The sequence below is a fragment of the Sphaerisporangium rufum genome, from assembly GCF_016863395.1.
Taxonomy (GTDB): domain Bacteria; phylum Actinomycetota; class Actinomycetes; order Streptosporangiales; family Streptosporangiaceae; genus Sphaerisporangium; species Sphaerisporangium rufum.
In genome coordinates this window covers 137913-151231 of the sequence record NZ_BOOU01000012.1, presented here as the reverse complement: position 1 = coordinate 151231, position 13319 = coordinate 137913, and the positions used below count along the sequence as shown (strand labels likewise).

Annotated in this window: 10 protein-coding genes and 1 tRNA gene; 5 read left to right on the top strand and 6 right to left on the bottom strand. The window is 69.5% G+C overall.

Going from position 1 to position 13319, the window contains the following annotated elements; genetic code table 11:
* The coding region (locus tag Sru01_RS04305) for a WD40/YVTN/BNR-like repeat-containing protein (protein ID WP_203982516.1) at positions 1 to 2374 on the bottom strand (2374 nt) is incomplete at its 3' end.
* A 329-nt stretch (positions 2375 to 2703) separates the two neighbouring features.
* On the opposite strand from Sru01_RS04305, the gene Sru01_RS04300 reads away from it, so the two are divergent.
* The 5 genes from Sru01_RS04300 to Sru01_RS04280 all read left to right on the top strand — a co-directional run bounded on the left by Sru01_RS04300 (position 2704) and on the right by Sru01_RS04280 (position 8025).
* On the top strand, positions 2704 to 4377 hold the full coding sequence (locus tag Sru01_RS04300) for a sodium:solute symporter family protein (protein ID WP_239136886.1): 1674 nt from the start codon (positions 2704 to 2706) through the stop codon (positions 4375 to 4377).
* A gap of 33 nt (positions 4378 to 4410) precedes the next feature.
* Entirely contained in the window at positions 4411 to 4689 is a 279-nt protein-coding gene (locus Sru01_RS04295) for a hypothetical protein (protein ID WP_203982515.1), read from the top strand.
* A gap of 139 nt (positions 4690 to 4828) precedes the next feature.
* On the top strand, positions 4829 to 5932 hold the full coding sequence (locus tag Sru01_RS04290; RefSeq protein ID WP_203982514.1) for a cellulose binding domain-containing protein: 1104 nt from the start codon (positions 4829 to 4831) through the stop codon (positions 5930 to 5932).
* A gap of 159 nt (positions 5933 to 6091) precedes the next feature.
* Positions 6092 to 6168 (top strand) — tRNA-Ile (locus tag Sru01_RS04285).
* A gap of 321 nt (positions 6169 to 6489) precedes the next feature.
* Entirely contained in the window at positions 6490 to 8025 is a 1536-nt protein-coding gene (locus Sru01_RS04280) for an AAA family ATPase (protein WP_203982513.1), read from the top strand.
* A gap of 27 nt (positions 8026 to 8052) precedes the next feature.
* Here Sru01_RS04280 and Sru01_RS04275 read toward each other — a convergent pair whose 3' ends face one another.
* The 5 genes from Sru01_RS04275 to Sru01_RS04255 all read right to left on the bottom strand — a co-directional run bounded on the left by Sru01_RS04275 (position 8053) and on the right by Sru01_RS04255 (position 13316).
* Entirely contained in the window at positions 8053 to 8421 is a 369-nt protein-coding gene (locus Sru01_RS04275; protein ID WP_203982512.1) for a hypothetical protein, read from the bottom strand.
* A gap of 80 nt (positions 8422 to 8501) precedes the next feature.
* Positions 8502 to 9614, bottom strand: coding sequence for a helix-turn-helix transcriptional regulator (locus Sru01_RS35315; RefSeq protein WP_239136884.1), 1113 nt, complete (start codon positions 9612 to 9614; stop codon positions 8502 to 8504).
* A 122-nt stretch (positions 9615 to 9736) separates the two neighbouring features.
* Positions 9737 to 10450 carry an AfsR/SARP family transcriptional regulator gene (locus tag Sru01_RS04265; protein WP_203982511.1) on the bottom strand — a complete coding sequence of 238 codons (714 nt, stop codon included), beginning with the start codon at positions 10448 to 10450 and terminating at the stop codon, positions 9737 to 9739.
* A gap of 140 nt (positions 10451 to 10590) precedes the next feature.
* Positions 10591 to 12351 carry an arginine--tRNA ligase gene (argS, locus tag Sru01_RS04260; RefSeq protein WP_203982510.1) on the bottom strand — a complete coding sequence of 587 codons (1761 nt, stop codon included), beginning with the start codon at positions 12349 to 12351 and terminating at the stop codon, positions 10591 to 10593.
* A gap of 122 nt (positions 12352 to 12473) precedes the next feature.
* Positions 12474 to 13316 (bottom strand): AfsR/SARP family transcriptional regulator, encoded by an 843-nt coding sequence (locus Sru01_RS04255; RefSeq protein WP_203982509.1) that lies wholly within the window; start codon positions 13314 to 13316, stop codon positions 12474 to 12476.
* Positions 13317 to 13319: the final 3 nt, after the last annotated feature.

Below are 13319 nucleotides of genomic sequence, written 5' to 3'. Positions count from 1 at the left end.
TCGACGCCGCCCACGACAGGGTCGCGCCGGTCGAGGTGATCGCCGAGGCGGCCGGCGTCCCCGGCCTGGACGGCGCGGTGGTGTCGGGGGTGGTGCTCCCGTCGCGGTCGGCGTAGATGATGCCCCGGCCGTTGGTGCCGAGGTAGTAGCGGCCGTAGATCCGCGGGTCGCCGGTCAGCGACTCGCCGGCGTTGCCGTACTGGTGCTGGTCGTCGTTCACCCGGACCCAGGTGGCGGCGGTGTCGTCGGACCGGAAGACGCCCTTGACCCCGTCGATCTCGCCGATGGTGAACAGCGCCGGATAGGTCTTGCCGGGGGCCGCCTTGCCGAAGCCGACGTTGAGCGAGGAGGTGACGCCGGCCACCTTGGTGAAGGACGCGCCCGAGTCGGTGGAGTGCCACAGCCCGCCGGTGCCGGCCAGCCAGATGTCGCCCTCGGCGCCGGGCAGCGCCTTGAAGTGCACCTGCTCGGTGGGCAGCCCGGTGGCGGCGGTCCTGGTGAAGGCGGCCCCGCCGTTGGTGCTGACGTAGAAGGCGCCGCCCGAGTAGGCGTAGAACTTGTTCTTGTTCACCCGGTCGGACTCGATGATCGAGTTGGCCGGCACGCCGGACGCCTGGGTCCAGGTGTTGCCGAAGCCGACCGAGTAGACCACCTGCAGGCCCGGGTCGCCGGGCGCCCAGACGAAGCGGCTGCCGTCGGCGTTCGCCGCCACGGTGCCGCCCTGGTTGACGCCGCCAGGCTCGGTGCCCTGGAACCAGTTGGCGCCCCCGTCGGTGGAGAAGGCCACGTGGCTGTCGTTCGGCCGGTCGGCGTCGGTGAAGTCGCCGGACCGCACCATGATGCTCGGGTTGGTCTCGGCGTAGTCCAGGCTCCGAGTGCTGGTGAACACCGGCTGGGTGAACATCATCGACGGCACCTTGGTGAGGTCGGTGTGCCGGAAGCCGCCGATGTCACCGAGCGCGCTGACCAGCGGCGCGCCGGTCGGCGGGCTGATCAGGTCCAGCACCGCGGTCTCCTCCAGGCCGCTCACCATGGGCTTGATGGTGAACTGCCCGCCGGTGTCCCACTTGGTGAGGTCGGTGGTGCCGTAGATGGTGGCACCGGTGCCGTACATCATGCGGTTGGAGTCGAACGGGTCGATCTCCACCGACTCGTTCATCCAGCCCAGCTTGGGCGTCACCTCGGGCGGCGCCGGGTTGGTGCCGAAGGTCAGCCACGGCGCGGCGGAGATGTCCATCTTGTAGCGGAAGGACCGCTCGGGGTAGCTGGTCCAGTCCCAGATCCGGGTCCAGGTGGCGCCGGAGTCGGTGCTGCGGAAGAAGATGGCGTCCGGCCACCAGGACACCTGGGTGGCCACCATCAGCGTGCCCGGCTTCTGCCGGTCCACGGTCAGGCCGCTGTAGCCGAAGTAGTCGTCGCCGCTGCTGGACGGGATCGGGCTGATCTGGGTCCACGTGCCGGTCGCGGTCGCGTACCGCCACACGTCGCCCTTGGCCCCGTCGTACGGCCCGCCAGTGTCGCTGGTCGCCAGGTACAGGTACCCGCCGGCGGTGTCCAGCACCCCCTTGTGCGCGATGTACCCGGTCGGCTGGCCGGCCACCCGCTCCCAGGTCGTCCCGCCGTTGGTCGTCCGGTAGACGGTGTTCTGCTTGTCGGCCACCCCGACATAGATCGTCTGGGTGGCGTTGCCCGCGGTGCCGGTGCGCTTGTCGAACGTCACCCAGACCACGCCCTGGATGTCGCCGCCGTAGGCGTCCCCGGGCGAGGCGACGTAGTTCCCGACGTTGGGGAAGTTGGTCACCTTCGCCCAGGTCACCCCGGAGTCGGTGCTGCGCCACAGGCCGTTCCCGCTCGGCGCGCCGAAGTACAGGACGCTGTTCTTGTTCGGGTCGACCGCCAGCCGCTCGCCCATGCCGCGGCCGGGCATGTTGCCGCCGAGCTTGAACGGCAGCGGCGAGACCTGCCAGGTGTCGCCCTTGTCACCGGAGCGCAGGATGGCGCCGTTGTTCGGGTCCCAGGAGTTGGTGTACATGCCGGCCGCCACGTAGACCTTGTTCGGGTCCACCGGGTCGGTGGCGACGCTGACCCCGCCGTTGTAGCCCCAGTTGTCCTGGCCGACCCAGTCCAGCAGCGGGGTCCAGGTCTGCGAGCCCTGGTTCCAGCGGTACACGCCGCCGATGTCGGTACGGGCGTAGATCAGATCCTTCTGGGTCTGGTTGAAGATGATCCCCGGCACGAAGCCGCCACCGGCGATCTGGACGTTCTTGAAGGTATACGGCTCGGCGGCCACGGCGACGGCCGGCGGCGCCTGGGCGGCGGCGACGAACGTCGCGGCCAGTGCCGTCGCGAGGAAGCACAGCAGCTTTCTGCGCATGAACGGAGTCCCTTTCGCATGCTTCGAATTCTTCGAAACGTGGACGACCGCCATGCACGATCAGGTTGGGGACCCTGACCGTCGACCTCCGACGTGCATGGAACAGATGAGGACGCCTGACCGCCCTCGGCCGAAGATTCACACAGGTCGGCACCGACCGTCAATAGTTTGGCGCCCAAACTTTCTCGACGATCGGAATCGCCGCCGCGGCCGCGGTTCCCGGCACCGGCCATCCGCCACCCACCCGACGGAAACCCCATGTCACTCGTTACAGGTAGATCTCTTCTGCTACCACGTGAAAACCGGACATACATGGGTAACGGAGGCGGGTGCCTCATCTCGTGACCCTTGCGGCGCCGGACCTGAGCCTGGACGTCAACCTCCTCGACTACGCGGTCCTCGCGCTCTACTTCCTCACCGTGCTCGGCATCGGGCTGGCCGCCCGCCGCGCCGTGCACACCAGCCTGGACTTCTTCCTGTCCGGCCGCTCGCTGCCCGCCTGGATCACCGGCCTGGCGTTCCTGTCCGCCAACCTCGGCGCCACCGAGATCCTCGGCATGGCCGCCAACGGCGCGCAGTACGGCATCGCCACCGTCCACTACTACTGGATCGGCGCCGTCCCGGCGATGGTGTTCCTCGGCGTCGTGATGATGCCGTTCTACTACCGCTCCAAGGTGCACAGCGTGCCGGAGTTCCTGCGCCGGCGCTTCAACGGGCAGACCCAGCTGCTGAACGCGATCACCTTCGCGGTCGCGCAGATCCTGATCGCCGGGATCAACCTGTACGCCCTCGCGCTGGTCATGGGCGCGCTGCTCGGCTGGCCGCTGATGCTGTCCATCGTCGTCTCGGCCGCCATCGTGCTCGCCTACGTCGTCCTCGGCGGCCTGTCCTCGGCGATCTACAACGAGGTGATGCAGTTCTTCGTCATCCTGGCCGGCCTGATCCCGGTCACCGTGCTCGGCCTGATCAAGGTCGGCGGGATCTCCGGCCTGGCCGACAAGGTGCGCCGGTCGGCGCTCGGCGAGCCCGGCCTGCACGCCTGGCAGGGCACCGCCTCCGGCGACAACCCGCTGGGCGCGCACTGGATCGGCGTGGTCCTCGGCCTCGGCTTCGTGCTGTCCTTCGGCTACTGGACCACCAACTTCGCCGAGGTGCAGCGCGGGCTGTCGGCCCGCAACACCAACGCCGCCCGGCTGACGCCCATCGTGGCCGCCTACCCCAAGCTGATGATCCCGGCGGTCACCGTGATCCCCGGCCTGGTCGCCCTGGTGCTGTTCAGCGACCTCGGCAAGCCCGGCGGCCACCAGTACAACGACGCGATCCCGCTGCTGATGGGCGAGCTGCTGCCCAACGGCGTGCTCGGTGTCGCGGTCACCGGCCTGCTCGCCTCGTTCATGGCCGGTATGGCGGCCAACGTCAGCGGCTTCAACACCGTCTTCACCTACGACATCTGGAAGGCGCACGTCAAGAAGGACCGCCCCGACGGCTACTACCTGCGGCTCGGCCGGTGGGCCACCGTCGGCGGCGTCATCGCGGGCGTCGGCACCGCGCTCATCGCCTCCGGCTTCAGCAACATCATGGAGTATCTGCAGACGCTCTTTTCCTTCTTCAACGCGCCGCTGTTCGCGACCTTCATCATCGGCCTGTTCTGGCGCCGGATGACCCCGTGGGCCGGATTCTGGGGCCTGCTGTCCGGCACCGTGGCGGCCTTCGCCTCCTACATCCTGTTCAAGGCGGGCGTGCTGGACTTCGGCACCGATCTGAACGCCACCTTCTGGGGCGCGGGCACCGCGTTCGTGGTGGACGCGATCGTCACGGTCATCGTCACCCTGATGACCGCGCCCAAGCCGGAGAGCGAGCTGCGCGGCCTGGTCTGGGGCCTCAGCGACACCTCGATCGCCGACGACTCGCTGCGCGGCGACAAGGCCTGGTACCGCTCCCCCGTCCTGCTCGGCGCGGGCGCCCTGGTCGTCGGCGCCCTGCTGTACATCCCGTTCTTCTGAGCCCGCCGGCTCCGCCAACCTCCGGAGAGAACCATGAGCGAAGACGACAACACCCGCCGGCGCGCGTTCCGGCTGTTCGACCTGCGCCGCGTCATCGGCGGCCTGTTCCTGGTGTACGGCGCGATCCTCACCGTGGTCGGCCTGCTGGACTCCGACGCGGCGCTGCGCAAGGCCGAGGGCGTGCGGATCAACCTGTGGGCCGGCCTGGCGATGCTCGCGTTCGGCGCGCTGTTCGTGCTGTGGGAGCGGCTGCGCCCGGTCGACCCCGACGCGGTCGGCGCCGAGGACGACCCGACGGACTCCGAAGGCTGACCGAAGGCCGGGCGGGCGTGTAACTTTCAGGCCCGCCCGGGACGAACCTCCAGCGTGCCGGGTCCCGCGCCCGGAGCGCGCTTCCGCACTGAATCGGTTAACTCCTACCATCCCCGCGGGCCCTACTCGGAGGTGAGGGATGGCGACGACAAGGCGCACGCTCCTGGCGGCGATGGCGGCACTGGCCGCCGTACTGGCGTACCTGACCGTGACGACGGCCGCGCCCGCCCGGGCGGCGACCGTGAAGATCATGCCGCTCGGCGACTCGATCACCGGCTCGCCCGGCTGCTGGCGGGCGCTGCTGTGGAACAAGCTGCTGCAGGGTGGTTACACCGGCCTGGACTTCGTCGGCACGCTGCCGCCGCAGGGCTGCGGGGTGAGCCATGACGGCGACAACGAGGGCCACGGCGGCTTCCTGGCGACCAACATCGCCAACCAGAACCAGCTGCCCGGCTGGCTGTCGGCGACCAACCCCGACATCGTGATGATGCACCTGGGCACCAACGACGTGTGGAGCAACATCGCCCCGGCGACCATCCTCACCGCGTTCGGCAAGCTGGTCGACCAGATGCGGGCGAACAACCCCAACATGAAGATCCTGGTCGCGCAGATCATCCCGATGAACCCGCCCACCTGCGCCGAGTGCGCCCAGCGGACGGTGAACTTCAACGCGGCGATCCCCGCCTGGGCCCAGGCCAAGTCCACCGCCCAATCGCCGATCGTCGTCGTCGACCAGTGGACCGGGTTCAGCACCGCCACCGACACCTACGACGGGGTCCACCCCAACGACGCCGGCAACGTGAAGATCAGCGACCGGTGGTACCCGGCGCTCACCCGGATGCTGGGCACCACCCCGCCGAGCCCGACCCCGACCCCGCCTCCCACGCCCACGCCCACGGTCGACCACACCCCGACGCCCACGCCGACCCCGGTGCCCGGCGGCTGCACCGCCACCTACCGGATCACCAACTCCTGGCAGGGCGGCTTCGGCGCCGAGGTCACCGTCAAGAACAACGGAACCGGTTCGCTGAGCGGCTGGACGGTGCGGTGGAACTTCACCGGCGGCCAGTCGGTCACCCAGCTCTGGAACGGCACCGTCAGCCAGTCCGGCGGCGCCGTCACCGTCCGGAACGCCGCCTACAACGGTAATCTCGGCGCCGGCGCGTCCACCACGTTCGGCTTCAACGGCAGCTGGACCGGCACCAACAACGTCCCCTCCCCCGTCACCTGCACCAGTCCGTAACCCCTCCGGACCCCGCCCCCGGCCGCACCCCCATCCGCCCGGCCGGGGGCGGCGCGGCGCTCGCCGCCGGACTTTGCGGAAATGTTCGGTACAGCCGGGGAAGCGGGGCCCGCCCGGGTACTCACAGCGGCCGCCAGTTGTGAGAGACTCCACCCTTGCGGGGCGGTAGCTCAGCCGGTCAGAGCAGCGGACTCATAATCCGTAGGTCGTGGGTTCAAGTCCCACCCGCCCTACCATCCCCGATCACGCGAAAGAGCCCTTGACCAGCGCGTACGCCGATCAAGGGCTCTCGTGCCATGTGCGGTGCTGTGCGGCTGGCGGCGAGCGTCTGCGGTCGATCGTGCCGAATGCCTGCCCAAGTTCGGGCGCGGGTCCCGGATCAGTCCTCCCGCCCGCACCCCCCCGGCGGGCCCCGGCCGCTCAGGCCGGATCTGAAGGAACCTGGCGCCGCGTTCGTGGCAGCGTGCCATCCGGCATCGTGGCAGAATGTGACCATGCGGCCACCCCGAGCGAGATACTTCAACACCACGGGACCGTGCGGCCCTCGCCATCACTACATGGTCCCCCCTGCGCAGCGGCTCCCGCAGGCTCGGCTGCTCATCGATATGGACCGCTACTTCGTGCTGCACGCACCCCGGCAGACCGGAAAGACGACAGCGCTGCAGACGCTGGCGGCCGAGCTGACCGCCGAGGGCGACATCGCCGCCCTGATGTTCTCCTGCGAGCGCGCCAAGTCGGTCGGCGATGACTACGCCGCCGCGGAGGAGATTCTGCTGAAGTCCCTGCGTCAGGCCACCGAGTGGGCGGGATGGCCCGAGGAGCTCCTGCCTCCGGAGACCTGGCCCCAGGCTCCGGCGGGCACCCGCTTCGGTTCGGCCCTGACCGCGTGGTGTCACCGCTGTCCACGCCGGGTGGTGCTGTTCCTCGACGAGATCGACGCCCTGCAGGGCAACAGCATGGTCAGCATTCTCAGCCAGCTCCGCGACGGTCACAACGCGCGGCCGGGCGGCCGGCCGTTTCCCGCGTCCGTGGTGCTGTGCGGGCTGCGCGACGTGCGCGAGTACAAGGTGGCCTCGGGCGGCGAACCCGGCCGGTCCAACCCGGCCAGCCCGTTCAACATCGTCACCGAGTCGCTGCGTCTGGGCGACTTCACCGCCGACGAGATCGCCGAGCTGTACGACCAGCACACCCGGGCCACCGGCCAGGAGTTCGCCAAGGACGCGGTGGACCGGGTCTTCGAGCTGACCCAGGGGCAACCGTGGCTGGTCAACGCGCTCGCCTATCAGATCACCGTCGGCCTGGGGGTGACCGGCACCATCACCGCCGAGCAGGTGGAGGAGGGTAAGGAGCGGTTGATCCGGGCCCGTGCCTCCCATCTGGACTCTCTGGTGGCGCGTCTGCACGAACCACGGGTGGAACGGGTGATCGAACCGATCCTGGCCGGCACCTGGCCGGCCATCGACTCCTCATTCGACGATGACGTCTGCTACGTGCACGACCTGGGCCTGATCCGGGGGACGAGGGAACTCGAGATCGCCAATCCGATCTACCGGGAGGTCCTGCTCCGGGTGCTGGGCAGTCGCACCGAGCGGTTCGTCCAGGCCGATCCGCACACCTTCGTACTGCCGGACGGCCGTTTCGACCTGGAGCGGCTGCTGGAGGAGTTCGTCGTGTTCTGGCGCGAGCACGGCGAGGTGCTCGTCCGCCAGGAGGGGTACCACGAGGCGGCCTGCCAGATCATCCTCATGGCGTTCCTCCATCGGCTGGTGAACGGCGGCGGCCGGCTCGATCGCGAGTACGCCGCCGGCACCAAACGTCTGGATGTGCTGGTCCGCTGGCCCTACACCGGTCCGGAAGGCGAGCGACTGGTGCAGCGCGAGGCCATGGAGCTCAAGGTCTGGCGGGCGGGTGGAGACGACCCGCTGCCCCAAGGGCTCGCGCAGCTCGACCTGTACCTGGACCGGCTCACCCTCTCCACCGGCGTATTGGTGATCTTCGACCGGCGCCCGGAGGCACCCGGCTGGCAGGACCGGGGCGCGTTCGAGCAGGCGACCACGCCGTCCGGACGCCAGGTCACCGTGCTGCGGGTCTGACGGGGGGCGGAGCGGTTCGTCGCCGGTTCAGCCGACGGTGAAGCCGGCGGTGGCGGTGCGGCAGAAGTCGCGGAAGCGGGTGAGCCAGGGAACCGTCGCGGAGTAGTTGCGGGCGAGGTCGTCACGGTGGAACTCGAACGTGTCGGGTTCGGTGGTGATCGATCCGTCGAGCAGCACCCGTCCGCCGACCGGGACGTCCGCCAGATAGGTGTCCAGGAAGGCGGCGATCCGCTGTGCCTGCTCTCCGGTCAGGTCGAAGTCGCCGTTGAAACCCAGGAACGCGATCGTCTCGGCGTCCAGGACGCCGGACTCCTCCAGCAGTTCCAGGGTCGGCCGCCAGTTCCACGCGTTGACGTGCAACGACTCCCCGCTCGGGGTTTCCAGCTTCCAGGACATCCGCTCATCGTAACGATCGGCGATGTTTCTCGAACCGGTCGGACCGAAGCGGCCGAGCGGCACGAGAAGGCCCGGGGCGCTCACCGTGAGCCGTACAGGGTGCTGGAGGGTGATCGGCCGTACCTCTCCCGGTAGAGACCGGCGAAGCGGCCCAGATGCATGAAACCCCAGCGCGTGGCCACTTCCGTCACCGTGACCTGAGCACCGGTCCCGGCCATGCGCACCAGGTCGGCATGAGCGTGCGCCAGGCGTACTCCGCGCAGATAGGCGAGCGGTGTGGTGTCCAGGTGACGGCGGAATTCGTGTTGCAGGGTGCGGACGCCGATTCTGGCCGCGGCGGCGATGTCTCGCAGCGAGACGCTTTCGGCCGCGTGTTCCTCACAGTAGCGCTGCGCCCGGCGCAATGCCGCCGGTCCGGGGGCCGGGTCAATGCCGCCGCAGGCGGCGGAATGGTCGTGCGGCTGCGAGTCCAGCAGCGTGTGCAGCAGAAATCGCTCGAAATGATGCCCCGCCGATGGCGAGGCCATGAACGGTGGCCGGCCGCCGGCGCCGGCCGACGACACCATGGTGAGCAACCTGCCGAAGGTGCTGTCACCGATGATGGCCGGCCGGAAACGCGGTGGCCGCTCCGGAGGATCGCCCAGCCGGTCGGCGAGTGTCCGCTCGACCAGCGCCGAGGGAATCTGGACGATCAGCACCTCGTGGTCGAGGCTCCACCACATGCCGGACTTCTCGTGCGGACCGACGATGATCGAGGGAGCGTCGATCCGCTCGCCCTCGACCTGCACCTTTCCGGTGCCTCTCAGCAGAAGATAGATCTGGTAGGAGTCCGGCGACGGCGGAACGGTGACCCGGACCTCGGCGCCGTACGACAGGACGCGGATCCCGATGTCGCCCTCGTACAGCTCCCTACGGCGGCCGCCCGCCGGATTCTCCGCGATGACCTCGACGGCATGCGCCCATGAGCCGCGCGGCCCGGGATGCCGGACCTGTCGGCGGCCTCCGCCGGAACCTGCTTCGAACCTCGATGACACCGATTCTCCTGATGCCTCTCCCGGTAGAACCGCGATTCCCCATGTATGCCTCGACCTCGAACGCTCCTTCGCGCCGGAGGTGTCGCGACGCGAATGTTCGCCGCGAGTCTCGGCGGGACCACGATTTCCGCCGCCGTCGTCGTCCCGGCGTCGTTTCACCGTCGCCGAACCTGACGCCGTCCCCGGCCTCCCTCGGGCCCGCGTGAACGCGGCGGACGCGGTGAACGCGTGAAGCACCGCCACGCTCAGGACCCGCGCGGGCGACGTGCCGCGTGGCGAGGTCACTCGCCGAGGAGGACGCGGATCTCAGCGGCCTCCGGGCTGCCGATCGCGGAGAACAGGGCGAGCACTTCCCGCCGGTGCGACCGGGCGGCATCGCCCCTTCCCTGCTCGTACCACGCCTCGCCGATCACTCGCAGAGCGCGCACCTCACCGAGGCGGTGGCCGCTCCGGCGGTACAGCTCGACAGCCCGGCGAGCCTGAGCGACGGCTTCGGCCGGCGTTCTCATCGCGATGCGGAGCTTCGCGAGCGCGGTCAGCGCGTGGCCTTCGAGCACGTGGAAGGACCCGTCGCGGGCGACGGCGCGAGCCCGTTCGGCGTGTGCGAGGGCGTCGCGGTGGCGGCCGAGACTCCTTTCCGCGTCGGCCCGCCTGGCACGGGCCACGAGATCAAGGAAGACGGCGACGTCGAGGTCCGCCGCGGCGATGCCGAGTACGTACCCCTCCCCCCGGGTGCGGATCAGCCGCCGCTCATCACTCCGGTCACCCAAGGTGCGCCGTAACCTGCCGATATGTGGCTGAACGGCGCCGCGCGCATCCTCCGGAGCCTCGCGACCGTCCCACATCCGTTCGGCCAGCTGATCGAGCGATACGTGCTGGTTCGCCTGCAGGAGCAACGTGGCCAGCGCGATTCGCTGCTTGAGCGCCGAAACGGCTATCGGCACCCCATCACGCAGCACCTCAAGGGTGCCCAGAACACCGAACCGAGTCCCCATGCCGATACGGTTTCAGCGTTTCAGCGCCGGAACGCCAATGTTCAAAATTCTCTGAAGCCACCGGCGAAGGTGGTGTTCAGCGGATGTTCCGGCCCGCACCCCGCATCGCCTGGAGCGGGCCGGTGGCCATGCCGCCCCGCCTAGAGCCGGTCGGGGGCGGCGAGCCCGAGGAGGCCGAGGCCGATCCTGAGCGTGTCGCCGGTGAGCCGGCAGAGCATGAGACGGTTGTCCCTGATCTCCGGATCGGGTGCCTTCAGCACGGGGCAGGTCTCGAAGAAGGACGTGAAGGACTGGGCGAGTTCGAAGAGGTAGACGCAGAGCCGGTGCGGCTCGTAGGTGTGCGCCACCTCGGTCAGCGCCGGCTCGAAATCGTCGAGCTTGAGCGCCAGCGCACGCTCGGCGGGTTCGAGTGCGAGGTCCCGGTGCACGCGGGCCCGCGCCGTGAGGGGGGATCCCGCCTTGCGGAGGATCGAACGCGTCCTGGCGTGCGCGTACTGCAGGTAGACGCCCGTGTTCCCGTGCAGGGAGACCATGCGGTCCACGTCGAATACGTAGTCCTTCGCCCTGCTGGTGGCCAGGTCCGCGTACTTGACCGCGCCGATGCCGACGACCGTGGCGGTGGTGTCCAGCCCGCCGGGCGCGAGGTCGTGACTCTTCTCCTTCACCACGAGCCGCGCCCGGTCGACCGCCTCGTCCAGCAGCGAGATGAGCCGGACGGTCCGTCCCGAACGCGTTTTGAACGGCTTGCCGTCCTTGCCGAGCACGGTGCCGAACGCGAGGTGGACCGCGTCGACCTCCCCGGGCAGCCAGCCGATGCGCCTGGCGGTTTCGAAGACCATCCGGAAGTGCAGCGCCTGGCGGACGTCGACGACGTAGAGGATCCGCCGTGCGGCGAGGGTGCCGACGCGATGACGGATGGCGGCCAGGTCGGTGGCGGCGTATCCGAATCCGCCGTCCCTCTTGCGGATGATGAGCGGCAGGGGCTCGCCGCTCTGGCCCGCGATGTCTTCGAAGAAGACGCACAGGGCACCGTCACTGTTCACGGCCACGCCCGCCTTCTCCAGCTCGTCCGCGACCTCGGCGAGGAAGGGGTTGTAGAAGCTCTCCCCGACCGCGTCATCATCGGTGAGCAGCACGCCGAGCCGTTCGTACACCTCGTCGAAGTACAGCTTGGACTCGGCGACGATCTCCTGCCAGGACCGCAGCGTCCCGGCGTCCCCGGCCTGGAGTGCGACGACCCGGCCGCGGGCCCGCTCGGCGAACTCCTCGTCGGAGTCGAACCTGGCCCGGGAGTCCTGGTAGAGCCGGTTGAGGCGCGACAGGGAGCCCGCGGCCGAACCGTTCTCCCGCCGCCATTCCCCGCCGGACTCGGCGAGGTGCTGGATCAGCATCCCGAACTGGGTCCCCCAGTCGCCCAGATGGTTCTGCCGGATCACATCCTCGCCCAGGAAGCCCAGGATCCGCGCGATCGAGTCGCCGATGATGGTCGACCTCAGATGCCCGACGTGCATCTCCTTGGCGATGTTGGGCTGGGAGTAGTCGATGACGGTCGTGCCGGCGAGCGAGCGGGGGATCCCCAGGCGGTCGTCGGCGAGCCGGGCTTCGACCTGCCCCAGCAGCGCGGAGTCGGCCAGGGTCAGGTTGACGAATCCCGGTCCCGACACCTCGCAGGAGGCGATGAGATCGGCTCCGTCGAGGGACGCGACCACCTTCTCCGCCACGGCACGCGGGTGGGTACGCAGTTTCCCCGCGATCGCCAGCAGTCCGTTGGCCTGCAGGTCGGCCCGGTCCGAGCGGCGCACCTGGGGATCGGCCCCCGTGTGCTCGGCGGGTAGGGCCCGGTCCATCGCCGAGACCAATCGTGATCTCGTCTGGACGGCGAGCGGAACAACCGGAGCCATGTCTCACTTCTTTCGGGAGGTCTTCCGGGCGGTCGGACCACGGTGGCGGCCCGCGGAGTGCCGGGACAGGTCCTCGGCACCGTGCCGTGACTCCTGACCGGCCGCCGGGCACGGATCACCGCTCAGGACGCGCGGTCGTCGAGGTAGGCCAGCGCCCGCTCGGACGCGTCGACGAGCGCGGCGAGGATCTCGGCGAACTCGGGGCGCGATCCGGCGGACGCCACGACCGGACCCCGGGTCAGCGCCGCCAGGTTCGCGCGACGAAGCTCCTCACCGGGATCGGCGCCGAGTTCGTCGCCGAGCCGGCGCCGGATCTGGTCGAAGACCACCAGCGCTTCGGCCTGCCTTCCCCCATGGCTGTAGACGCGCATCAAAGCGGCGTGGAGTGGTTCGTTCAACGGGTGGTGGCGGACCATGACCTCCAGGCCGGTGATCAACGCGGCGCGGTCATGGCGGTCGGGTGTCCGGGCCGCGGCGACCATGGCCGTGATCAGTTCCTGTTCGACGGCCGCGAGATTGGCCTCGGTCCTCGGATAGTCGCTCAGGTCCGCCAGCGGAAGCCCGTGGAACATGGTGAGCGCCTCCGCGGGCACCGCCCCCGACCCTTCGAGTTTGGCCGTGGACAGCAGGTGCCGGAACCGGAGCAGGTCGAGGCTGTCCGCGTCCAGCATCAGCGAATAGCCACCGTGCACCCTCCTGAGCATGCTGCCGGCGGTGGTCCGCGCGGGACGCTCCGGCTGCAGCAGGCCGCGGAGTCTCTTGACGTAGGTCTGGACGGTGTTGACCGCCGTCGGTGGCGGGGATTCGCCCCAGAGGAGGGCGGAGATCTCACCCGTGCCGACCCGTCCGCACGGGTTCAGCAACAACGCCCCGAGGACCATCCGCTGCTTGGGCGGCCCCAGGGCCAGTTCGCGCTCCTCGCGCCACGCCCGCAATGGACCCAATACCTGAAAGCGCATCCCCATGCG